The organism is Microbacterium xylanilyticum (assembly GCF_054654695.1).
This window is the reverse complement of sequence record NZ_BAAIEN010000002.1, coordinates 3,856,747-3,878,707: the sequence shown is the minus strand read 5'-3', so window position 1 is coordinate 3,878,707 and position 21,961 is coordinate 3,856,747. Positions and strand designations below refer to the sequence as shown.

Annotated in this window: 25 protein-coding genes; 12 read left to right on the top strand and 13 right to left on the bottom strand. The window is 68.9% G+C overall.

Annotation, left to right across the window (positions count from 1 at the left end):
- Nucleotides 1-54 precede the first annotated feature (54 nt).
- The 5 genes from iolB to ACYQ1L_RS19230 are packed head-to-tail and all read left to right on the top strand — an operon-like array spanning nucleotide 55 to nucleotide 5,777.
- Nucleotides 55-978, top strand: coding sequence for a 5-deoxy-glucuronate isomerase (gene iolB, locus ACYQ1L_RS19250; protein ID WP_460005599.1), 924 nt, complete (start codon nucleotides 55-57; stop codon nucleotides 976-978).
- On the top strand, nucleotides 971-2,884 hold the full coding sequence (iolD, locus tag ACYQ1L_RS19245; protein WP_460005598.1) for a 3D-(3,5/4)-trihydroxycyclohexane-1,2-dione acylhydrolase (decyclizing): 1,914 nt from the start codon (nucleotides 971-973) through the stop codon (nucleotides 2,882-2,884). The genes iolB and iolD overlap by 8 nt, the downstream gene beginning before the upstream one ends.
- A gap of 21 nt (nucleotides 2,885-2,905) precedes the next feature.
- Nucleotides 2,906-3,856 carry a sugar phosphate isomerase/epimerase family protein gene (locus ACYQ1L_RS19240; protein ID WP_294978984.1) on the top strand — a complete coding sequence of 317 codons (951 nt, stop codon included), beginning with the start codon at nucleotides 2,906-2,908 and terminating at the stop codon, nucleotides 3,854-3,856.
- A 20-nt stretch (nucleotides 3,857-3,876) separates the two neighbouring features.
- Entirely contained in the window at nucleotides 3,877-4,890 is a 1,014-nt protein-coding gene (locus ACYQ1L_RS19235) for a Gfo/Idh/MocA family protein (RefSeq protein ID WP_294978986.1), read from the top strand.
- Nucleotides 4,891-4,910: 20 nt separating this feature from the next.
- Nucleotides 4,911-5,777, top strand: a complete 867-nt coding sequence (locus tag ACYQ1L_RS19230) for a sugar phosphate isomerase/epimerase family protein (RefSeq protein ID WP_294978989.1) — start codon at nucleotides 4,911-4,913, stop codon at nucleotides 5,775-5,777.
- Nucleotides 5,778-5,994: 217 nt separating this feature from the next.
- Here ACYQ1L_RS19230 and ACYQ1L_RS19225 read toward each other — a convergent pair whose 3' ends face one another.
- The 6 genes from ACYQ1L_RS19225 to ACYQ1L_RS19200 are packed head-to-tail and all read right to left on the bottom strand — an operon-like array spanning nucleotide 5,995 to nucleotide 10,056.
- Entirely contained in the window at nucleotides 5,995-6,585 is a 591-nt protein-coding gene (locus ACYQ1L_RS19225; protein WP_460005597.1) for a hypothetical protein, read from the bottom strand.
- The gene (locus ACYQ1L_RS19220) at nucleotides 6,563-7,525 is read right to left on the bottom strand and encodes an SDH family Clp fold serine proteinase (protein WP_294978994.1); all 963 of its coding nucleotides are present in this window, start codon (nucleotides 7,523-7,525) and stop codon (nucleotides 6,563-6,565) included. Before ACYQ1L_RS19220 ends, ACYQ1L_RS19225 begins: the two co-directional genes overlap by 23 nt.
- A complete protein-coding gene (locus tag ACYQ1L_RS19215; RefSeq protein WP_460005596.1) occupies nucleotides 7,522-7,854 on the bottom strand; it encodes a ubiquitination-like system serine protease family protein in 333 nt (110 codons plus the stop codon). The genes ACYQ1L_RS19220 and ACYQ1L_RS19215 overlap by 4 nt, the downstream gene beginning before the upstream one ends.
- Nucleotides 7,842-9,218: a ThiF family adenylyltransferase gene (locus tag ACYQ1L_RS19210; RefSeq protein WP_294978997.1), complete on the bottom strand. Its 1,377-nt coding sequence runs from the start codon at nucleotides 9,216-9,218 to the stop codon at nucleotides 7,842-7,844. Before ACYQ1L_RS19210 ends, ACYQ1L_RS19215 begins: the two co-directional genes overlap by 13 nt.
- Nucleotides 9,215-9,592, bottom strand: coding sequence for an E2/UBC family protein (locus ACYQ1L_RS19205; protein WP_294979000.1), 378 nt, complete (start codon nucleotides 9,590-9,592; stop codon nucleotides 9,215-9,217). Before ACYQ1L_RS19205 ends, ACYQ1L_RS19210 begins: the two co-directional genes overlap by 4 nt.
- Nucleotides 9,592-10,056, bottom strand: a complete 465-nt coding sequence (locus ACYQ1L_RS19200; RefSeq protein ID WP_294979002.1) for a multiubiquitin domain-containing protein — start codon at nucleotides 10,054-10,056, stop codon at nucleotides 9,592-9,594. Before ACYQ1L_RS19200 ends, ACYQ1L_RS19205 begins: the two co-directional genes overlap by 1 nt.
- 117 nt (nucleotides 10,057-10,173) lie before the next feature.
- On the opposite strand from ACYQ1L_RS19200, the gene ACYQ1L_RS19195 reads away from it, so the two are divergent.
- Both ACYQ1L_RS19195 and ACYQ1L_RS19190 read left to right on the top strand, forming a co-directional pair.
- Nucleotides 10,174-10,359, top strand: a complete 186-nt coding sequence (locus tag ACYQ1L_RS19195) for a ribbon-helix-helix protein, CopG family (RefSeq protein ID WP_294979004.1) — start codon at nucleotides 10,174-10,176, stop codon at nucleotides 10,357-10,359.
- A 116-nt stretch (nucleotides 10,360-10,475) separates the two neighbouring features.
- Nucleotides 10,476-10,919: a hypothetical protein gene (locus tag ACYQ1L_RS19190; protein WP_460005595.1), complete on the top strand. Its 444-nt coding sequence runs from the start codon at nucleotides 10,476-10,478 to the stop codon at nucleotides 10,917-10,919.
- A gap of 250 nt (nucleotides 10,920-11,169) precedes the next feature.
- On the opposite strand, the gene ACYQ1L_RS19185 is transcribed toward ACYQ1L_RS19190, so the two are convergent.
- On the bottom strand, nucleotides 11,170-11,763 hold the full coding sequence (locus tag ACYQ1L_RS19185) for a hypothetical protein (RefSeq protein WP_294979009.1): 594 nt from the start codon (nucleotides 11,761-11,763) through the stop codon (nucleotides 11,170-11,172).
- Nucleotides 11,764-12,377: 614 nt separating this feature from the next.
- Nucleotides 12,378-13,250, bottom strand: a complete 873-nt coding sequence (locus tag ACYQ1L_RS19180; RefSeq protein ID WP_460005594.1) for a LysR family transcriptional regulator — start codon at nucleotides 13,248-13,250, stop codon at nucleotides 12,378-12,380.
- 88 nt (nucleotides 13,251-13,338) lie between these two features.
- Here ACYQ1L_RS19180 and ACYQ1L_RS19175 point away from each other — a divergent pair, with 88 nt between their 5' ends.
- Nucleotides 13,339-14,550, top strand: coding sequence for an MFS transporter (locus tag ACYQ1L_RS19175; protein ID WP_460005593.1), 1,212 nt, complete (start codon nucleotides 13,339-13,341; stop codon nucleotides 14,548-14,550).
- Between the two features lie 46 nt (nucleotides 14,551-14,596).
- On the opposite strand, the gene ACYQ1L_RS19170 is transcribed toward ACYQ1L_RS19175, so the two are convergent.
- On the bottom strand, nucleotides 14,597-15,139 hold the full coding sequence (locus ACYQ1L_RS19170; protein ID WP_460005592.1) for a Dps family protein: 543 nt from the start codon (nucleotides 15,137-15,139) through the stop codon (nucleotides 14,597-14,599).
- Nucleotides 15,140-15,354: 215 nt separating this feature from the next.
- Between ACYQ1L_RS19170 and ACYQ1L_RS19165 the strand changes: the two genes are divergently transcribed.
- A complete protein-coding gene (locus ACYQ1L_RS19165) occupies nucleotides 15,355-15,921 on the top strand; it encodes a dihydrofolate reductase family protein (protein ID WP_460005591.1) in 567 nt (188 codons plus the stop codon).
- 40 nt (nucleotides 15,922-15,961) lie between these two features.
- On the opposite strand, the gene ACYQ1L_RS19160 is transcribed toward ACYQ1L_RS19165, so the two are convergent.
- Complete coding sequence (locus ACYQ1L_RS19160; protein ID WP_460005590.1) at nucleotides 15,962-16,402, bottom strand: hypothetical protein; 441 nt, start codon at nucleotides 16,400-16,402, stop codon at nucleotides 15,962-15,964.
- A 186-nt stretch (nucleotides 16,403-16,588) separates the two neighbouring features.
- Entirely contained in the window at nucleotides 16,589-17,200 is a 612-nt protein-coding gene (locus ACYQ1L_RS19155; RefSeq protein WP_460005589.1) for a TetR/AcrR family transcriptional regulator, read from the bottom strand.
- Between the two features lie 82 nt (nucleotides 17,201-17,282).
- On the opposite strand from ACYQ1L_RS19155, the gene ACYQ1L_RS19150 reads away from it, so the two are divergent.
- Nucleotides 17,283-17,669: a DUF1304 domain-containing protein gene (locus tag ACYQ1L_RS19150; protein ID WP_460005588.1), complete on the top strand. Its 387-nt coding sequence runs from the start codon at nucleotides 17,283-17,285 to the stop codon at nucleotides 17,667-17,669.
- Between the two features lie 62 nt (nucleotides 17,670-17,731).
- On the top strand, nucleotides 17,732-18,772 hold the full coding sequence (locus ACYQ1L_RS19145) for an NADP-dependent oxidoreductase (protein WP_460005587.1): 1,041 nt from the start codon (nucleotides 17,732-17,734) through the stop codon (nucleotides 18,770-18,772).
- Between the two features lie 54 nt (nucleotides 18,773-18,826).
- Here ACYQ1L_RS19145 and ACYQ1L_RS19140 read toward each other — a convergent pair whose 3' ends face one another.
- Together ACYQ1L_RS19140 and ACYQ1L_RS19135 are read right to left on the bottom strand one after the other, a co-directional pair.
- Entirely contained in the window at nucleotides 18,827-19,648 is an 822-nt protein-coding gene (locus ACYQ1L_RS19140) for an alpha/beta fold hydrolase (protein WP_460005586.1), read from the bottom strand.
- 113 nt (nucleotides 19,649-19,761) lie between these two features.
- On the bottom strand, nucleotides 19,762-20,685 hold the full coding sequence (locus ACYQ1L_RS19135; RefSeq protein ID WP_460005585.1) for a helix-turn-helix transcriptional regulator: 924 nt from the start codon (nucleotides 20,683-20,685) through the stop codon (nucleotides 19,762-19,764).
- A 163-nt stretch (nucleotides 20,686-20,848) separates the two neighbouring features.
- On the opposite strand from ACYQ1L_RS19135, the gene ACYQ1L_RS19130 reads away from it, so the two are divergent.
- On the top strand, nucleotides 20,849-21,931 hold the full coding sequence (locus ACYQ1L_RS19130; RefSeq protein ID WP_460005584.1) for a Dyp-type peroxidase: 1,083 nt from the start codon (nucleotides 20,849-20,851) through the stop codon (nucleotides 21,929-21,931).
- Nucleotides 21,932-21,961: the final 30 nt, after the last annotated feature.

Sequence of the window (21,961 nt, the reverse complement as noted above, 5' to 3'; positions counted from 1 at the left end):
TCCGGCAGGCGCATCGCCCTGAACCCCTCGAACACAGGGCCGCAGGAGAAGGAAATGACCGAGCAGCACTGGTTCCATCGTCGCGGGCAGCTGGGCCGCGACGGGTGGGAGAGCGTCGTTGACGAGACGACCCCCGGATGGGAGCACACGGGCATCCGCATCGCCGACCTCGCCGCGGGCGATGAGCTCGACCTCGGCGGCCCCGGGGTGGAGCGGGTCGTGGTACCCCTGGCGGGCTCGTTCACGGTGACCCACGGCGGGGGCCGTGCGACGGGCTCAGTGACCACGAGGCTGCAGGGCCGCCCGAGCGTGTTCGCCGGGCCGACCGACGTGCTGTACCTGTCGTCGGATGCAACCGGCCGTCTCACCGGCACGGGCCGGGTCGCCGTCGCCGCGAGCCCCACCGACGTCGTGCGCCCGACGCAGTACATCGCGGCATCCGACACTCCAGTGGAGCTGCGTGGCAAGGGCGCGTCGAGCCGTCAGGTGCACAACTTCGGCACGCCGGCCGCGCTGGATGCCGCCCGTCTCATCGTGTGCGAGGTCATCACGCCGGCCGGGAACTGGTCGTCATATCCGCCGCACAAGCACGACGAGCACGTGCCCGGTCACGAGTCACGGCTCGAGGAGATCTACTACTTCGAGTCCGCGACGGTCGCGGGGGCGGATGCTGCGCCGGAGGCCGCCTTCGGGATGTTCAGCACCTACTCCTCGCCGGCGGGCGAGATCGAGATCGACGCGATGGTGCGCACCGGTGACATCGCGCTCGTCCCGTACGGCTACCACGGTCCCGCTGTGGCGGCGCCCGGCTATGACCTGTACTACCTCAACGTCATGGCGGGCCCTGACCCCGAACGCGTCTGGCTGATCAGCGATGACCCCGCCCACGCGTGGGTGCGGGCGAGCTGGGACGACCAGCAGCTCGACCCGCGCCTCCCCTTCACGAACGACACCCGGAAGGCCCGCACCCATGGCTGAGACCAAACGCATGACGGTCGGCCAGGCGCTGATCGAGTTCCTCGCCCATCAGTGGACAGTCGACGGCGACATCCGGGAGCGCACGATCCCCGGGATGCTCGGGATCTTCGGGCACGGCAACGTGGCCGGGATCGGGCAAGCGCTGAAGCAGGCCAACGTGACTGACCCCGACCTCATGCCGTACTACCAGGCCCGCAACGAGCAGGCCATGGTGCACGAGGCCGTCGGATACGCACGGATGCACCGCCGCCGCGCGACGCTCGCCGCGACCGCATCGGTCGGCCCCGGAGCGGCCAACATGCTCACCGCCGCGGCGCTCGCGACCTCCAACCGCCTGCCCGCCCTGCTGCTGCCCAGCGACACCTTCGCCACGCGCGTCGCCGACCCGGTGCTGCAGCAGCTGGAGCATCCGCACGACATCGGCATCCAGGTCTCCGACGCGTTCCGCCCCTTGTCGCGCTTCTTCGACCGGGTACAGCGTCCCGAGCAGCTCTTCTCGATCGCGCTGGCCGCGATGCGGGTGCTCACCGACCCGGTCGAGACCGGTGCGGTGACGATCGCGCTCCCCGAAGACGTGCAGGCCGAGGCGCTCGACGTGCCGGTGGAGTTCCTGCAGGACCGCGAGTGGCACCTTCGCCGGCCGCTTCCCGAGCACGGACCGCTGGCCCGGGCCGTGGCCGCGATCCGCGGGGCGAAGCGGCCGTTCATCGTCGCCGGCGGCGGGGTGCTGTACTCCGGCGCCGAGGATCGACTGAGGCAGCTCGTCGAGGCCACCGGCATACCCGTCGGCACCTCACAGGCCGGCGGCGGCCTACTTGCCTGGGACCACCCGCAGTACCTCGGCGGGGTCGGCGCGACCGGCACCCTCGCCGCCAACCGCGTCGCCGCGGAGGCGGATGTCGTCATCGGCATCGGCACCCGCTACAGCGACTTCACGACCGGCTCCCGCACCGCATTCCAGAACCCCGATGTCGTGTTCGTCAACATCAACGTCGCCTCGTTCGACGCGTACAAGCACGGCTCGCAGCTGCCGGTGATCGCCGACGCCCGCGAGGCCCTCGCCGAGCTGTCCATGGAACTCGAGGGCTACGAGATCGATGCCGACTACGCCGACCGCATCGTTCGGGAGAAGGCCCAGTGGGATGCCGCGGTGGATGCCGCGTTTGCACCGTCCGGCCTCGCGGTGCCCGGGCAACCCGAGATCATCGGGGCCGTGCAGTCGTCCCTCGACCCGGCCGACGTCATCGTGCAGGCCGCCGGATCCCTCCCGGGCGATCTGCACAAGCTGTGGCGTGTGCGCGACCCGCTCGGCTACCACGTCGAATACGCGTTCTCGTGCATGGGATACGAGATCGCCGGCGGCCTGGGGGCCAAGCGCGGGCTCCTTGCCGACCGCGACGAGCGCGAGGTCGTCGTCATGGTCGGCGACGGCTCGTACCTGATGCTCAACACCGAGCTCGTCACCGCCGTGGCCGAGGGCATCAAGCTCATCGTCATCCTCGTGCAGAACCACGGCTACGCGTCGATCGGGCACCTGTCCGAGACCGTCGGATCGCAGCGCTTCGGCACCAAGTACCGGGCCTACGACCCGCAGGCCCGCAACTTCCAGGGCGAGGACGTGCTCCCCGTCGACCTCGCCATGAATGCGCGCAGCTACGGCCTCGACGTCGTCGAGATCGAGCCCGGGGCATCCGCCATCGCCGACCTGAAGCAGGCGATCGCGTATGCCAAGGCATCCGAGCGCTCGACCTTCATCCACATCAACAGCGACCCGCTGGTCTACGCCCCCGACGGCGCCGGCTGGTGGGACGTGCCGGTGGCCGAGGCATCCACCCTCGAATCCACCCGCCGGGCACGCGCCGAATACGAAGAGCAGGCGGCCGCCCAGCGCCCCCTGCTCGGCTGACACCACCCACGGAGAACACCCATGACCGACACCATTCCCGCAGACGCCGGCATCCGCGTCAATACCGGCGCAGGCCTGCGCATCGGCACCGCCCCCGACTCGTGGGGCGTGTGGTTCCCCGACGACCCGAATCAGGTGCCGTGGCAGCGGTTCCTCGACGAGGTGGTCGCCTCGGGCTACACGTGGATCGAGCTCGGCCCGTACGGCTACCTGCCCACCGACCCGCACCAGCTCGAGGACGAGCTCGGCTCCCGCGGCCTGAAGCTGTCCGCCGGCACCGTGTTCACCGGCTTCCACAAGGGCGACGACCAGTGGCAGCGCGCCTGGGACCAGGCGCTCGCCGTCGCCGGGCTCGCCTCGAAGCTCGGCGCCGAGCACCTCGTCGTCATCCCCGATCTGTGGCGCAGCGATGCCACCAGCGAGGTGCTGGAGGCGCGCACGCTCACCGACGAGCAGTGGCGCAAGCTCGCCGCCGGCCACGACCGTCTGGGTAAGGCGCTGCTCGAGGAGTTCGGGGTGAAGCAGCAGTTCCACTCGCACGCCGACAGCCACGTCGGCACCACGCGCGAGGTGCTCCGCTTCCTCGACGAGACCGACCCGCAGTACACCAACCTGTGCCTGGACACCGGCCACTTCGCCTACTACGGCGGCGACAACGTCACGCTCATCCAGGAGCGCCCCGACCGCATCGGCTACCTGCACCTCAAGCAGGTCGACACGAGCCTGCTGTTCGACGTGCTCAAGAACGACACCCCGTTCGCCGAGGCGGTCGCCGAGGGCATCATGATCGAGCCGCCGCACGGCGTCCCCGACCTCGCGCCCATCATCGAGGCGGTCGCCGCGATCGACCCGGACATCTTCGCCATCGTCGAGCAGGACATGTACGGCTGCGACGTCGACCGTCCGTTCCCGATCGCCCAGCGCACGCGCGACCACATCTTCGCGTGCACCCACTTCGCCCGGCAGCACTGAAAACCTCAGGAGACACTGAAATGACCACGGATCTGCGCGTCGGCGTCGTCGGCGCCGGCCTCATGGGCGCCGACCACATCGCCCGCATCACCAACCGCATCTCGGGCGCCGTCGTCTCGGCCGTCGTCGAGCCGGATGCCGGCCGCGCGGCCGCCGCGGCCGAGAACGCCCCGGGCTCGCAGGCGTTCGGCCGCATCGAAGACGCCCTCGCCGCCGACGCCGTCGACGCGGTGCTCATCGCGACGCCGGGCAAGTTCCACGAGCCGGTGCTGGTTCCCGCGCTCGAGGCCGGGCTGCCGATCCTGTGCGAGAAGCCGCTGACGCCGGATTCGGCATCCTCGTGGCTGATCCTGCAGCTGGAGCAGAAGCTCGACCGCCCGCACATCCAGGTGGGGTTCATGCGGCGGTTCGACGCGCAGTACGCCGCCCTGCGGCAGCTCATCACCTCCGGCGACGAGGGCGAGCTGCTGATGCTCCGCTGCGCGCACCGCAACCCGTCGGTGCCGGAGAGCTACACGCAGGACATGCTCATCACCGACTCCGTCGTGCACGAGTTCGACGTGGTGCCGTGGCTCGCCGGATCCCCCGTCAAGACCGTCGAGGTAAAGTACCCGCGTCGAAACTCGCTGTCGCCGGAGCACCTGCGCGAGCCGATCCTGGTGATCATGGAGCTCGAGAACGGCGTGCTCGTCGACGTCGAGATGAACGTCAGCGTGCAGTTCGGCTACCAGGTCGCCACCGAGGCCGTGTTCGAGCAGGGCATCGCCCGCATCGGCCAGCCCGCCGGTCTCCAGCAGTGGCACGACGGCCGCTTCTCGGTCGGCGAGCACGTGAGCTTCACCACCCGCTTCGCCGACGCGTACGACGCGCAGATCCAGCGCTGGGTGAACGCCGTGCGCGCGGGCACCCTCGTCGACGGCCCGAACGCCTGGGACGGCTACCTCGTGGCCCTCGCGTGCGAGGCCGGGGTCCGTGCCCTGCAGGGCGGCGTGCAGACGGTGGATGCCGCAGCCCGACCGGCGTTCTACGCCTGACCGGAAGCGACCCAGACACCATGGTCCGCATCGCCCTCGACCCGACGCCCTACCACCACGACTTCGGCCTGCTGGAGTTCCCCGAGATCGCCGCGCGGCTCGGCTACGAGCACCTGCAGCTGACGCCGCACGCCGATTTCTCGCCGTTCTTCCGGTACCCGAAGGCCGACGACGATCTCGTCGCGAAGCTCAAGAAGGCGGCCGCGGATGCCGGTGTGAGCATTCCGGCCCTGCTTCCCGTGCAGCGCATCTCGTGGCCCGACGAGCCGCAGCGCGAAGCGGCGGTGCGCAACTACAAGCGCATCATCCAGCTCGCGGTGGAACTCGGGGTGCCGGTCATCAACACCGAGTTCTCCGGCCGGCCGGAACGCGCCGAAGATTCGGAAGCGGCGTTCTACCGGTCGATGGAGGAGCTGCTGCCGATCATCGAGCGCGAGGGGCTGCGCCTGAACATCGACCCGCATCCGGACGACTTCGTCGAAGACGGCCTCGAGGCGTGGCGCGTGCTGCGCGGCCTCAACTCGAGCGCGATCGGCTTCGTGTACGTGGCATCCCACACGTTCCACTACGGCGACCGCGCCACCACCCTCCTGCCCGAGCTCGGCGACCGGCTCGGCGCCGTGTACACGGCCGACACGTTCGACCACCGCCGCTCGCACGGCCTGCGGTACATCTCCAACCCGCCCGGCAACGCGGCCCGCATCCACCAGCACCTCGCCATCGGCGCCGGCGACGTGGACTGGGGCGAGCTGTTCGGCACCCTCGGGGCCATCGGCTACCTCGACCGCGACGACGCCCTGCTGGTGTCGAACGTGTTCGCGGAAGACGAGACCGCCGACGAGGTCTCGCGGTTCCAACTCGTGCGGCTACGCGAGCTCATCGACTAAAACTCCGTACACACACCAAGAATCCGGGGAGTCACGCTCGCTCGCGAGGCCCGAGACCTCTCGGGCGCCGGTTGGTCGCAGCCATCCGCTCGTCACAGAGGCGAATACGGGGGACGTGGAGGCATCCTCACCGGACCAAAACGGTCACGACGGCGACAAGAACTGTGGGCGCGATCACGAACCCGAGCAGGGTTCGCCACCATGGACCGCCGACCACCTACTTTGCGAAGCGACGTGTCGGACGGTCGATGATGGCCAGCTGACTTGTCCTTGCGATTGTTCGATCGGCGAGTGAGTCCACTGTATTCATTCGCGCTTGGCGGCCCGCGCGCGTGAGGTCGATCGCGATCCATACCCAGAAGACGTACGCGATTGCGCCGACCAGTGACGCGAGCAGCGGCCAGAGCTGGCCTTGAACGCTGGCCACGTCGGTGTCGGGCTTCGCTGCAACGCTCAGAGCGATGATCCAGGCAAGGGCGGTGTTGCCAAAGAAGGCGAGTAAGCCGATAGCGAGCTTGCCGAACCCGACGATGTTCTTGCCGAGGATCGAGACGTCGGCCAGCGGCTTCACCGGCGGCAGCTCGATGGCGATCAAGATGCCGATCGGAACTGAGACCAGTGCTACTGCGACAACGCCAATGACGAACAGTAGGTCCAACACCACAGCGAGGCCCGGAACGCTGATGATCAACGACCAGATCGCCGCGATGGTGATGACAGAGGTGGCGGCGACGGTGGCGCTCCGGATTCGCCCGGAGCGGACCGAGTTGTGGTGCCGATCAAGGCTAGGCGATCGGGAGGGAAGCATACGAGCCTTCAAACAGCTTGAGGGTTCCGTCGGCGGCCGTGAGCTGAAGACAGTAGAGCGACCAGTACTTGATCCACAGCACATCGTGAGGCGAGAGGTAGGTGATGTTGAGGCCAAGACCGCGAGCGGTCTCGTGGGAAATCATCTGCCCGTGCGAGTGCCAACGTTTCGTGTCGCTGAGCTGGCGGGCGATCTCGGCGGCTTCGGCTTTGTCCTCGACCATTGCGTCCATCAGGAGTGCTTCGGCGATCGCCTGCGACCGCTTTGTGACGCGCTCAAGCTTCCTCACCGTGGCCGGCTCCATCTTCGAGAGCATCAATCTCGCGACCGGATCGTCAGGATTCTCCTTGAGGTTCTCCGCGTGCAGGTAGAACGCATCGAGGTAGCTCTGGGCAGAGATGGGCTCGAGGTGCCCATTGCCATTTGGCAGCGCAACCTGAGGGTCGATCGCGCCGAGCTCGGAGGAGTCGGACATCAGGATCGTGTCTGCACCGAGGGCGATCAGGGTCGCAGCGCTCTTGGCGTAGTCGGGAATGATCACACGCACAGGTGCCATGCCGGCACGTTTGCGAATGAGCGTGATGAGCTTCTCGGCGGCGTCGATATTCCCGCCTGGCGAGTGTAAGAGGAGGTCGATGGGTGTGCCCGGCTTGGTGTTGTAGAGAAGATCGACCATGCCGACGACGTCGTCACGGCCGATCTCCAGCTGCGGAGAGACATAACAGATCAGCGTCGTCGCCGTGATCTGCTCGATCTCCTTGATCAAGTTTTGGCGGGCGTAACGCGGTGCATTCATGGCTTCGTACAACGGGGTGCGCGAAGGGACTCTGAAAGCGGGCGCGCCACCGGGCGCCGTCGTCGGCGTCCGAACGTAGGCGGGCGTCTGCGCGGACGGCTCTTCTGCAGCACCGTCGAATGCGGGCGTCTCTGATGATGTCATCGGTCTTTCCTTCCGACCCAGTTGATGCGGCCGTTTCGGACAATGTAGTGGCAATGGCCTGCTGGGCTGTGTTCGTCGACACTTGGGATGAGAGTCATCGGCATTGCGGTGACCAACCGCCACCGCGGATGGTGTGCATTGTCGAGATTCAGCATCACGCGGTGGCCCGCACCACAGGGGCAGTCGAAGATCAGCCATTTCGGGTGCGTCGGGGCTCCGACGACGATGGCGTGCCGTGTCCGGATTGCCTCGGGTGCATCGCTGACGGAATCGGCGTGCAGGTCTGCTTTCCACCGCCGCCAGCACCGGAGCCGTCTCAGGATGCCCAATTCAACCCCAGGAACATGTTGTGGTCGCTGCCAGTCTTCCCGCTCGCCGGATCGCAATAGTGCCCGGGTTGGGGCTCCTCGCAGTTGCCGCGGACGCCGCGGTCGTGGATGAACAGGATGAGCTCGGTGGGGCTCGGGGTGTCGCCGTATCCGACGAGGCGTTCGAGGAACTCGCTGACGGCCGTCGACGCAACGAGCGTGGTGAAGGGAACAACGGAGGGCTCGACGCCGGGAAGTGCGGGCGCGTAGCCCTCCTTCTCAAGTTGCTCCTGCTGCTCGCTGCTGCGGACTTCCGCGTCGGCAAGACGAAGGTCGATGCGGTCTCGGCAGATCAGGCACGACGCGCCGTGATGGAGCGTCGTGACGCGTCCGAAGATGCCGTTGATGACACCGTTCGCGTCGGCGTGGATCTGGATCCCGCAGTCGATCACCGGGATGAGGTAGTAGTACGGCAAGCGGGACAGCCGCAGCCGGCCGGCGTTGTCGTCTGTGCAGCCGAAGACCACATCCGCGCCGACCAGTGCGCGGGCTGTCTGTTCGTCGACGATCGAACCCTGAATTCGCTCGGCGCGGACGCCCACCGCAATGCGCTCGAGGTGGTCGCCCAGCACGTCGACCTTCGCCCGACCGACATCGGTGGGACTGGACCCGTACACCCGAGTGACGTTTGACGCCGACAGTGTGTCGGGGTCGACCAGGATGAACGACCGGACCCCGAGGCGGACCAGTTGCTCTGCGGTCGCGGATCCAGTGCCTCCCGCGCCGACGACAGCGATGGTGAGGAGGGAGATCGCGGACTGGATCCCGGTTCCGAAGGCGCGAATGTTCCGGTCGAACAGTTCGAGGTGCTCGGATTGAGGTGTGTCGAAGTCGCTGCGGAAGCTCCAGTGTTCGCCGACGACGGAGAGGCGGTCGATCGGACCGTTGACCGGTCCGGTGATGGCACCGGTGAATGTGAGCGCGCCGTCGCGGTGGCTGACGATGAGGTGCCCGTACTGTCCTGAGCCGGTGCGATCGCCGAACAGTTGCTCTAGCTGCTCGTTGACCTTCATGTCGTGCCGGCTCGGCCGGGGGATCGCGTGGTTCCCGGGGTGGCTGTGCACCCAGATGGCCATCGCTCCGCGCGCGGCTGCGGTCTTCAGCGCGTGGACGTAACCGTCGGACGTGACCTGCAGGGACTGGTCGGTGCGGACTTCGTACGCTTCGTCGGGCACTTCGAGCAGGTCGAGCCCTAGCAGCGCCGACCGGTCATGGTCGGTGGGGACAAGGCTGGCCATGAGCACGGCACCGGTCTCGACCGGGCTGGTCGCCATGGCGACGAGCCGGTCGTGGAGGTCGGTGGTGAGGCGGAGCGTAGCGGTCATGCGGCGGCGCTGCTCAGCTCGGTGCGCAACAGGCGCACGTAGCTTTCGAGACTGTCGATCCCGGACCGCCACGCGGCCGGGTCGAGGTGGCGCGACCAGCGCTGCCAGCTGCGGCCGTCGATGGTCTCGATCACCTCAGTAGCCGGAATGGCGCGTCCGCTGACAGGAGTCAGGTGCGGGATGATCCACCACATGTCGGGCGGGGTGTCCGGGTAGCTCGCGGAGAGGCGGAACAGGATGCTCGCGGTCCGGGCGTTGAGACCATCGGGCACGGGGAAGTCGAGGAGCTCGACGTTCAGCAATCCGTCCGCTTCGAACACCCGGTACGCGATCCCGCTGCGCTCGAGGTACTCGCGGTCCGCGTCGGGGAGCATCACGGGATCATCCCCGGGTTGATCCGTCCGGGGGCAGTGAAGAACCGCATCCCGTCCTTGAGGTGGACGACCTCGTCATCCTGGATCTTGACGTCGCGCTTGTCCGGCACATCGAGCCACAGGTCGCGGTCGGGCGCGACGGGCGGTGTCGGCACATTCCGCAGCTCGAGCCCGGTCATCTTCCGCTGATGCACGACGTACTCGGCGCGATCGATCCGGATCGTGATGCCGTCAGCATCGGTGAAGAACCGCATCCCATCGGATAGGTCGATGGTGCCGGCGGTCTCGAGAAGCTGGTCCTGTGCGTCGTCGATGTCCAGCCAGAGCTGGGCACTGTCGGGCAGGGGAGGCTTCCGGAGCTGCCTCACCGCGGTGACGGGCGTGGGGCCGGCAACGGTCTTGTAGTCCTTCCCGTCGATGTGGATGGTGATCTTGGAAGCGTGGGCTTCGGGATGTGCGCTCAAGGGGTCCTCCTCAGGATCGCGAGCTTGACTGCTTGATACCAAGCTACCACACAGTCACGACACCTTGTCAAGGATCGTGTTTGGTGGCAAGATGGAGGTATGTCGGGACAGAAAGCAATGACCATCCGTCTGTCGGCCGAGCAGGCCGACCAACTCGAGACTGTCGCCAGTGTCGAGAACCAGCCGGTCTCTGACGTGATCCGCGCCGCGATCGCGAGCCACATCGCCACGGTCAGCGAGAGCGAAGAATTTCAGGCCGGCCTACGTCAGCGCATCGAGCGCGCGAAGGGGCTCCTCCGCTGACATCCCTGAAGGATCCGGTCACCCGCGTGTCCGGATCCTTCACCTTTCTGCTCGGGTGCTGCCGCCCGATGAGTGGGCGCTTCAAGCAGCAGTGCGAACGTGAAGGAGGTGCCCGCATGGCGGGACAGCACGATTTCGTCGACCACCTCGATGTCCGGTCGTCGCGAACGATCCAAGGAACCCTGCGCGCTGGAGCGACTGTCCGATCCGGTGTGCAGTTGACCGTCCAGGGCGCGTTCGTTGGACAGGCGGTCGTTGAAGCGGATGCGATCCTGATGGTGCAGGGGAGCTTCAACGGGGACATTCAGCAGAACGACGGCACCGTGATCTTGTACGGCCAGGTGTCGCTCGACCTCACCCGTGCGGTTGGGCAGCTGGCGGTTGGAACTGATTCGCTGATCAGTACAGATAGCGGTCACTTCAGGCTCGCAGGTGACGGCGAGCTCATCGAGGTTCACGGGGGCGGGCCGGCCCAAAGTCTCACCGTCCAGACAGACAGAGTATGCGTGTATGACCAAAGCGAGGGGCGATTCCGCCCGCTCCCGTTCGGTGCGATCTAACGCGTGTCGAAGCGCCGATTCGCCATCTCCCTGAGTGGGTCGACCAGCTCAGCGCGGCCATGGCCCTTCTATTTTGTGCGCGTCGTGGGCGCCAGTCCGCGTCGGCGGTTCACCAGCTTGGCGTGCGCGAGGACCTGCGCGTCGGAAGAGTCGTACAGCAGTCGTAGCGAGAGGCAGAGGAATTCTGCACCCTGGAGCACGTCGGGCACGGTCAGCTGCGACTCGTGAGAGCCACTGTTACCGATCCACTTCACGCTTCCAGAGCGTCTGCGACGTCGCTGCGGGTGTGCCTGTAGCTTTCGATCCGCCGGTGGGTGGTTAGACGTACCCGTTTGCCCCTGCGTGTGGTTGTTGTCTTCGGCACCCGCTTGGCCGTCAGGAGTAGTTCGACTGCCTGCCGAAGGTGGTTGGCGGCACCGCTCGGGCTCAGCCACAGAATATGCGAGGCAGAGGCCAAGGCCTCCTTCACTGCCTCGGGCGTCTTACCGGGCGGCCGAATGATGGGGAAGGCAGGGTTCGCGTACTTGAGTGCGTAGAAGTCCTTGAACGCCTCGTGGCCGTGTTCCGCGTCGTAGTCGCAAGCGTGGATCCAGTTGCCCGCGATCGCGATTCGTGACTCGCACTGGCGGTTGTCGCACCGCAGGGTGCCGGTGAAGCTCCCGCTAAGCTCGTCCGGTGCTTCCAGTCCTCGGCGGACTCGATCCACGAGCTCGAGGGACTCGGCATCCTCGACCTTCTGGGACACTTCGAACGCCACCGAACCCGTCGTGCAGACTGGGCACTCGGTCCGCGGCCAGTCGGTCGAGGTGACCCAGGTCGCCAACGAACTCAGTGGTTGTGCCATGGACTCGACAGTATCGGCAGCCTTGCCAGCCCCCGGCCGCGTGGACGACAGTGAGTCCATGTGGGAACCGCGTGGTGGTCAGCGGAGCCGTGATCGACGAGAGCAGTGTAGGAATTCGCCATCTCTCGTGGAATCCTGTGCCCGAAACCACTGCCAACTGTCGTGGAATCCCGGCGATCTTCGCCATTTCGATCGGGAACCTACATGGCGGCGACTTCCACTGAGGGCAGACGGCTCGGGTTCGCGCGCGTGACCTCCGTCGAGGATCTGGTCGCGAGGATCGCGGATCCGCCCGTTCGTCGCGGAGTTCGCGATCGCGTGGACGCGCGCCGGAAAGAGACCGCCTCCGCAAAGGCGCCCCCCCGGCGACTCCGCGGTCGACCTGCCGCATCGTCGCCGCGTAGCCGTTCCCGCGGTCGCCGTCAAGCCCCTGCACGGGGCCGTGGGTCTCGCCTAACGTGGGCGCCGGGAAGGTTCCACGGCGCATGCGGGGGTCCCCAGGCTTCCGGCCACTCGCCAAGCCGTGGAACGCCGAGGAGCCCGGCCGGCTCGCCACCGGCCGGCTCCTCCTGTCGCGGATGAGCGTCGATCTCGCACGCGCACCTCGCGCCGGCTCAGCGGTATGCCGCGATGAGATCCTCGATCAGGGCGGCAGCCGGAGCGCTGGGCGTGCGGGGGCTGATGACGCTGAGATCCCAGTCGATCTGCTCGGCGAGAGCCACCGTCACGACGCCGTCGACGGGCGGGATGAGCAGCTCCGGCAGGAGCGCGATGCCGAGGCCCGTGGCGACGAACACCGGGATGGCGCTCGTCTCCGTCACCTCAGCCCGGATGTCGCGGACGATGCCCCGCACTGCCAGAGCGGAGTCGAGGACGTCGCGGTTGCCGAAGCCCACAGGCGTGTCCAGGAAGTGCTCCGCGGCGATCTCGGCCAGACCGATCTCCTCCCGCCGCGCGAGCGGGTGGTCCTCGGCGAGGACGACCCGGTACGGGGTCGTGGCGAGCCGATGCACGGCCAGGCCGGGAGCGGCCGCGGCGGGAAGGCCGAAGAGGCTGAGATCCACCCGGCCCCGCCGGACGGATTCGACCAACTCGCCGGATCCGCTCGAGTTCCCGCGCAGGCGGAGCTCCACCAGCGGGTGCGCGCGGTGGAAGGCCCCGATGACGCGCGGGACCGCCATGGAACTGATGCTGGTGAACATCCCCATGCGCAGCAGTCCCCGCAGCTCTCCTCGCGGATCCGCGGCCGCCCTCGCCCGCGCCTCGGCGTCGGCGAGCTCGCGCAGCACAGGCAGGACCGCCTCCCCGGCGGCGGTGATCCGCACGCCGCGCTGGTCGCGCTCGAACAGAGCGGCGCCGAGCTCCTTCTCCAGTGCGCGCACTCCCGCCGAGACGGTCGACTGCGTGGCGTACACGCGCTGCGCGGCCCGGGTGAAGCTCAACTCCTCCGCCACGGCGATGGCGTACGCGGCCTGACGGGTGTCCACGCGACCTCCCGGGTCATCGATCACAGCGATGGCATTGATTGATCATAACCGTTGGACTCGATGACGCCCGCGCCAGGACCATGGAACTGTGACCACCACGACAGCGTCCATCCCCCTCGTCCCCGCCCGGCGGCTCCCGCATCACGCCGGGTTCTGGATCATCGCCGTCGCCTTCCTGACCGAGATGGCCTTCTGCGCCGTGCCCACCCCGCTCTACGCGATCTACCAGCGGCACGACGGCTTCCCGACGATCGTGCTCACCGTCATCTTCGTCGCCTACGCGGTCGGGGTGATGCTGAGCCTGTACCTCGCAGGCCACGTCTCCGACTGGCTCGGCCGACGCCGGGTGATCCTCGCGTCCCTGCTGATCAACGTGCTCGCCGCCGTGCTCTTCCTCGTCTGGACGGACGTGGCCGGACTGATCGTCGCGCGCTTCGTCTGCGGACTGGGCATCGGCATCCTGACCGCGACCGCGACCGCGCACCTCTCCGAGCTCGGCATCGCGGCGGGACGCTCGGCCGGCCGATCGGCCCTCGTCTCCACGTTCGCGAACCTCGGCGGGATCGCCCTCGGCCCGCTCCTCTCCGCGCTCATCGCGACTTCATCGGACCAGCCGCTGGTGGCGCCCTACGGCGTGTTCGCCGTCATCCTCGCGGTCGAAGCCGTCGTCGTGGCCTTCGTGCCGGAGACCGTCGAGCGCCGGGAGGAGCGCCCCGCCTACCGCCCGCAGCGGGTGGCCGTGCCCGCCGCCGGGCGCGCCGCCTTCTGGTCCGCCGCGGCGGCCGCCTTCGGCGCGTTCGCCGTGTTCGGCACCTTCATGGGCCTCTCGTCGACGTTCCTCAGCGGTGTGCTCGGCGTGCACTCGCCGCTGCTTGTCGGCGTCGCGCCGTTCATCCTCTTCATGGCCGCGGCCGCCGCGCAGATGGCGACCACGGCGGTGCCCGCGCGCGTTCAACTGACGGGCGCGATCGTGCTGGCCGTGCTGGGGCTGGCCGGGGTGGCGGTCGGCGCCGCGGTCATGTCGCTGGCGCTGTTCCTGATCGGCAGCGGGGTCGCCGGCGCCGGGATCGGGATCCTGTTCCGCAACGCCCTCACCACCGCGGCTGCTGCCGCCATCCCGGAACGCCGCGGCGAGGCCCTCGCCGCCATCTTCCTCATCGCCTACGCCGGCATGACGCTTCCTCCGCTGCTCGCGGCCGCCGCCCTGAGCCTGTGGTCGGCGGTCGCAGTGCTCATCGGACTCAGCGCCCTCGCCGGCACCCTCGTGGTCGTGGCGGGCTCGAGGATGGCGCTGCGCTGAGGCGCCCGCGGCGTCACGGGTCCCGTGAGCCCGGGCGCCACGCGCCTCACTGGGGGGTGCGGTTCTCGGCGCTGACCATCCAGGAGAGCTGCTCGATCCGCTCCAGGATCGTATGCAGGATGTCGGCCGAGGTGGGATCCTCCTCGTCGACCTGGTCGTGCACCTCGCGGCAGGTGGCGGCGACGTCGTCGAGCCGCTCGGTCATGAGGTCGATCGCATCACGTGTGGCGATCTCGCCGTGCGGGCACTCGGGCAGCGTCGTGGTCTCGGCGACGACGTCGCTGCGGCCGTCGGGCAGCGCGTGCAGGGCGCGCATCCGCTCAGCGACCGTGTCGGCGAAGAGCCGGCTGGCCTCGATGATCTCGTCCAGCTGCAGGTGCGTGTCGCGGAAGTTGGTGCCGACCACGTTCCAGTGCACCTGCTTCCCCTGCAGCGAGAGCTCGATGAGATCCACCAGCACTCGCTGCAGGTTCTCGCTCAGCTTCTGGGAGGCGGTGAAGCCCTTCTCGGCGTTCTCCTCCTCGGTGCGGGCGGCTCCTCGGCCGGCCTTGCGGCGGTTCTTCGTGGTGGCCGTCGTCTGGGTGCTCATGAGACTCCTTCTTCGAAGCGGGCAGGCAGGCGACTCGCCTGCGCTGACCCCGGCAGGCTAAGCGGCCGCCCGGCGGCGACGGAACGGGCTTGCGCTTCCCGCGTTCGCGCACTATCCGCATCGGTTCCGCTGCCGGCGACCCCGGCCTAGACTCCTGCGCGAAGCCGCCGATCGCACCGGATCCCGGAGCGTGGCGGGTGCACGGAGGAGACGACATGCAGACCCTGACGATCGACTTCATCTGCTCCCTCGACGGCTACGGCGCCGCGGAGGGCTGGCCGGGCCTCTGGGGGATGGGCGGTCCCGAGTACTTCGAGTGGCTCGGCACGGCGCCCGACAAGGACTATCCGATCCTCATGGGCGCGACGACCTACCGGCTCATGTCGGCCTTCGCCGCCGCCGGCGAGGAGGGCGTCGACGTGCTCGACCGGATCCCGAAATACGTGTTCTCGTCCACGCTTCCCGACCCCCTCGGCTGGGCCGACTCGATCCTGGTCCGCGAGGATGCGGTGACGTACGTGCGCAGGCTGAAGGAGGAATCGGATCGGCCGCTGCGCACCCTGGGCAGCGTCTCCCTGTGCCGGTCGCTGCTGAACGCCGGACTCGTCGACCGCTACCGCGTCGTGCTCTTCCCCGTGATCACCGGGGCGACCGGCCAGGACCGGATCTTCGACGGCTACCCGGACGTGCGCCTCGACCTCGTCACGTCGCGCACCTTCGACGGGCGGCTCCAGCGGCTCGAGTACGTGCCGACCGTGCTCGACGGCCCGCCCGGCCGCTGATCCGGATGGCCGGGGCGTTCCGGCGGGGTCGGTCGCTCGCTCAGCCCTCCGCCACCGAGGCCGCGGCCTCGACGAGGTCGGCATCGGTCGCCGCACTCAGGTCGATCCGACGCTGGGCGATCACCGCGTCGGCGACCAGCGGGTGGTGATCGCGCAGGCGCTCGAGGAACATCGCCGCGGCGTCCGACTTGCCGTCGCCGTGCCCGAACAGCACGAACCGGCGGCCGAGGTACTCGTCCTGGAGCACCCGCGCCGTCTCCTCGAAGAAGGGCACCAGATCCTGCACGTCGTCGTGCCCGAGGCGGCGCTCGACGGTGCGGAGGTTGCGCGCCCACGGGTCGTCGTTGCGCACCCGCCGCTCCGAGTCGGAGACCGTGCGGCTGTGCAGGTCGAAGTCGAGGATCCGGGCCCGTTCGTCATCGAGGGTGACGACGAGAAGACGCCGCTCGTTCTCCGCTCGGATGTCCGTGTGGTCGGTCATGTCCACTCCCTTCGCTCCGATGCCGCGGGCGTCGCGCTCGCGCGCATCGCTTGGGGGAGGCTACGTCGCCGGTGTTCCGCCGGCGACCCCCTTGCGCGACACCGCTCCTCGGTGCGTGGGCGGCGACGTGCCGGGCCGCGTGAGGCGGAGGCGCGCGCTCGATGGGCGAGCCGGCCGCTCGATGGGTCAGGCGGCATGCCCTGCCCGCGCCCGGCCCGACTCCCGGGCGAGGAGCTCGATCGCCGAGGCGAGACCGCGGGCCGCTTCGGCCGGGTCGATGCGGGCCAGAGCGAACGCGGCGACGACGCTGCTGGTGATCGCGTCGACGAGCCGGTCGCGGTCGGCTGCGTCGAGATCGGGGGCGTATGCCTGCACGCCGCGCGCGAACGCGCCGCGGAGCTCCGCGCGGTAGTCGGCGATCACCCGGGCGACCTTCGGATCCTGTGCGATCGGCGCGCCGGCGGCGTTCACGAGCAGGCAGCCGTGGGACGCCGGCATCGAGGTCAGGGTGCCGAACGCGTCGTGCAGGCCCTGCAGGTAGGCGATGATCGCGTCGCGTGCGACCGGCTCGGCGGACAGCGGCTGGAGGCGGGGCCGGACGACCTCGTCGAGATAGCTCTGCACCGCGGCATCGAACAGGCCCCGCTTGGAGCCGAACGCGTTGTAGATGCTGGAGCGGCTGAGCCCGGTCGCCGACTCCAGCTCGGGGATCGAGGCGCTCTCGTAGCCGACGCTCCAGAACAGCGTGCGGGCCGCGCGGACCACGGTGTCGTGGTCGAAGCTCTGGGTGCGTGCCATGGTCGCTCTTTTCTGTAATGACCGATCCAGTATATATTGGACAGGTCGTTACAGAAAAGGTTTCACGCAGAGGAGTCCCATCATGGTCGTCGCAGGTCTGATCTTCGCCGCAGTCGCGGCGCTCGTGCACGTCTACATCTTCGTCATGGAGTCGCTGGCGTGGACCACGCCCCGGGTGCGCGCGACCTTCGGGACGACCGAGGACGAGGCGCTCGCGACGAAGTCGATGGCGTTCAACCAGGGGTTCTACAACCTCTTCCTCGCGATCGCGGTCTTCGCGGGGATCGTCCTCTTCGCCGTCGGCGCTCCCGTCGTCGGCGCGACGCTCGTGTTCACCGGAGCCGGATCCATGGCCGCCGCCGCGGTCGTGCTGCTGCTGTCCAGCCCGGACAAGCGGGGCGCCGCGCTCAAGCAGGGTGTGATCCCGGCGGTCGCGGCGATCCTCCTCGCGATCGGCCTCGTGCTCTGACGGCTCCCTCACCCCTCATCCGATCTCTCGTCCCATCCGAATCCCCCTCACGAAGGAGTTCCATGTCCCGTGCCCTGAGCACCCAGATCCAGCTCGCGAAGCGCCCGGTCGGCTGGCCGACGCCCGGCGACTTCCAGACCGCGGAGGTGACCTACGAGGCTCCCGCCGCCGGCGAGGTGCGTGTGCGCAACGAGTTCGTCTCCGTCGACCCGTACATGCGGGGGCGCATGAACGACGTCCGCAGCTACGTCCCGCCGTACGCCCTCGGCGAGACGATCACCGGCGGCGCGATCGGACGGGTCGTCGCTTCCAGCGCCGCGGAGCTGCCCATCGGCACGCTGGTGCTGCATCAGCACGGCTGGGCCGACGTGGTCCAGGCCGACGCGTCGACGTTCCGCCCCGTGCCGGAGATCCCCGGGCTCCCGTCGTCGCTGCGTCTGCACATCCTCGGGATGACCGGGCTCACCGCGTACGTCGGCCTCACCGCGATCGCGGGGATGAAGCCCGGCGACACCGTGTTCGTCTCCGGTGCGGCCGGTGCGGTCGGCACCGCGGTCGGCCAGATCGCCAAGCTCCTCGGCGCGGGCCGGGTGATCGGCTCGGCGGGCTCCGCCGAGAAGGTCGCGCTCCTGACCGAGAAGTACGGGTACGACGTCGCCTTCAACTACAAGGACGGCGACGTGCGCGGCCAGCTCGCGGCCGCCGCCCCGGACGGCATCGACGTGTTCTTCGACAACGTCGGCGGCGACCACCTGGAGGCGGCGCTCGACGCGTTCAACGACGGCGGCCGGGCGGCTCTGTGCGGTGCGATCGCGGGATACAACACCACCGACCGCACCCCGGGGCCGGACAACATGGCCAACATCATCACCCGCGGCCTCACCCTGAAGGGCTTCACGCTCGCGGCGCACCTCGGCCTTGCGCCGGAGTTCCAGGAGAAGATGACGGCCTGGTTCGCCGAGGGGCGGATCGCCTACGACGAGACGATCGTCGACGGCATCGAGAACACCGTGGACGCGTTCCTCGACATGATGCGCGGCGCGAACACCGGCAAGATGCTCGTGCGCGTCGCCCCCGCGGACCGCACGGCCGAGCGCGCCTGAGCTCACGGGGCCTGCGGAAGCGGCGGGGATCCCGAAACCCCCGCCGCTTCGGCGTCACTCCGCGAAGAACGCGAGGATGTCGTCGTCCAGCGCGACCTGGTAGTCGCCCCAGATGCCGTGCGACGCGCCCGGGTAGACCTTCAGCGTGCCCTGGGAGACGAGGGTGATCGCCTTCTCCGCCGCCGCGGCGATGGGGACGATCTGGTCGTCGTCGCCGTGCGCGATGAGGATCGGCACCTGCAGTGCCTCGAGATCCTTGGTGAAGTCGGTCTCGGAGAAGACCTTCACGCAGTCGTAGGCGGCGTTCAGGCCGGCCATCATGCCCTGGCGCTGGAAGTCGTCGACGAGGCCCTGCGAGCGCTTCTCCGGCTGGTGGTTGAAGCCGAAGAACGTCTCGGCGAGGTCCTTGTAGAACTGCGACCGGTCGTTGAGCACTCCGGCGCGGATGCCGTCGAAGACCTCGAGCGGCGTGCCCTCGGGGTTGGTCTCGGTCTGCAGCATGAGCGGCGGGACCGCGCCCGCCGTCGCGACCTTGGAGACCCGGCCGGCTCCGAGGGTCGCCGCGTAGCGGACCACCTCGCCGCCGCCCGTGGAGTGTCCGACGAGCAGGATGTCCTGCAGGTCCAGCTGCTCGGCGAGCGAGGCCAGGTCGGCGACATACGTGTCCATGTCGTTACCACGGTACGTGCGCGAGGAGCGGCCGTGACCCCGGCGGTCGTGGGCGATGGCGCGGTAGCCGGCGTCGGCGAAGAGCTTGAGCTCCTTCTGCCAGGCGTCCGAGTTCAGCGGCCAGCCGTGGCTGAAGATCACGGGACGGCCCTCGCCGAGCTCGGTGTAGTAGATTTCGGTGCCGTCGGGCGTGGTGATGTAGGGCATCGTGTGTCCTTTCCTGGGGAGGGGAGTGCGACGCGAGACGGCGACGGATCGCCGCGCCGTCGCGAGACACACGCTAGGCCGGGAGTGGACGCAGGAGGGAGGCCCGCGGAGTACTACCCTCCGGTGGGCCCGGTGGGCCCGGTGGGCCCGGTGGGCTCGGTGGGTCTGGCGGCGGGCGGCGTGGTGTGCGGCGCAGCCGTCGGAGGGGCTGTCTGCGCCGTTCCGGTGGAGAGCGGTACGGATGCGGCGAGGCCGGCGAAGAGCGTCTCGGCCTTCCCGTCGGGTCCGGCGGACAGCACGGTGAGCTGGTAGCCCGGGAGGCTGCGCACGGCGAAGTTGTGCGCATCGATAGCGACGTCGCCGAAGCCCTCGATCGCGATGTGGAACGTCGTGTCCTCCGGGCCCGAGACGTCGTGGCGATCCCAGATGCGGACGAAGTCCGGATCCGCCGAGAGGTCGCCGACCAGCTCGGCCAGGCGGGGCGAATCGGGATGCGCGTCGCGGCGGAGCGTGGCCACGGCGGAGCGGGTCATCTCCTCCCACTCCCGCAGGGTGCTCTTCATCCGGTCGTTGAAGAGCCCGGCGATCTGGTTGGAGCCCACGGCGAGCCCTCCGTGCCCCAGCGCCGTGGCGAGGGCGTTGGCCGCGACAATGTCCCGGTGCGGGTCGGAGATGTACGCGGGCGTGCGGTACCAGCGGGACAGCGTGCGTGCGATGCGCTCGGCGGTCTCCGCGTCGGCGGGCTGCGGTCGGTAGGGGCGTGCCGTGACGAGACGATGCAGGTGTGCGACCGACTCGTCGTCGAGGCGGAGGGCGCGCGCGAGCGCCTCCAGGACCTGCTCCGACGGCCGTCCGACGCGCCCTTGTTCGATGCGCAGGTAGTACTCGGCGCTGATGCCGGCCAGGTCGGCGACCTCCGGGCGGCGCAGCCCCGCGACCCGCCTCCCGGGCTGCCGGGTGAGCCCGACGTCCTCGGGCTGCAGCACTCCGCGTCGCGCGCGCACGTAACGGCCCAGGGCGTTGAGAGAGTCGCTCACGCAGATCCTCGGTCGGGGGCGGGAAGGGGATGCCCCCATTCTCCGTCACGGCATCCTGCACCCGGGCATGTCGAGCCGGAGCCCCGCCGGAGAGTTGAAGGTGCACCGCCCTCGTGACAGGCTGACCCTGCGTCGCGAACGCGCGCGGAGGGGACGGGATCCAGTGGTCACACAGCAGTTCGTCGCACCGCCGGCGCGCGCCGCGCTGTTCCTCGTGCTGACGGTGAACGAGGGCAGCGAAGAGGTCGTGCGCGACGTCCTGGCGGACCTCTCGAGCATCACGCGGTCGGTGTCGTTCCGGGTTCCCGACGACGAGCTGAACTGCGTGCTCGGCATCGGTGCCGACTTCTGGGACCGGATGTTCGCGCTGCCGCGTCCGCAGGGGCTGCACCCGTTCGTGCCCCTGGACGGGCCGCGGCACAGCGCGCCGAGCACGCCGGGGGATCTGCTGCTGCACGTGCGCGCCCACCACATGGATGTGTGCTTCGAGCTGTCGCGCCAGGTGATGGACCGGTTGCGCGGCCACGCCCAAGTCGTCGACGAGACCCATGGCTTCAAGTACTTCGACGAGCGGGATCTGCTCGGCTTCGTGGACGGCACTGAGAATCCGGAGGGCGCTGCGGCGCCGGCCGCCGTGCTCATCGCGGATGAGGATCCGGCGTACGCCGGCGGGAGCTATGTGATCGTGCAGAAGTACCATCACGACCTCGCGGCCTGGGGTGCCCTGTCCGTCGAGGAGCAGGAGCACGTGATCGGGCGCAGCAAGCTCGAGGATGTCGAGCTGCCCGACGCGGTCAAGCCGATCGACTCGCACGTCCACCTCAACACGATCGTCGACGCCGATGGCGTGCAGCGGCAGATCCTGCGGGACAACATGCCGTTCGGCCAGCTGGGAACCGAAGAGTTCGGCACCTACTTCATCGGCTACGCGGCGGATCCGGGCGTGATCGAGCAGATGCTGCGCAACATGTTCCTGGGCAGCCCGCCCGGCAACACCGACCGGATCCTGGACTTCTCCACCGCGCACACCGGCACCCTGTTCTTCGCGCCCTCGCTCGACTTCCTCGACGACGTGCCGCCCGGTCCCGCCGCGGCGATCGCTGCCGCGGCTCCCGCGCAGGAGGCCCCGGCGGCCGATGTCGCGGAGCCTGTTCCGGAAGCCCCGGCGGTCGCTGCCGCGGCGGCCGTCGCTGGGGCGGCCACGGATCCGGGGCTTGGTGACCTGCAAGCGGCTGACGTGCACTGACCGTCGGGCGGGGTCCTCGCGCGGGCGTGA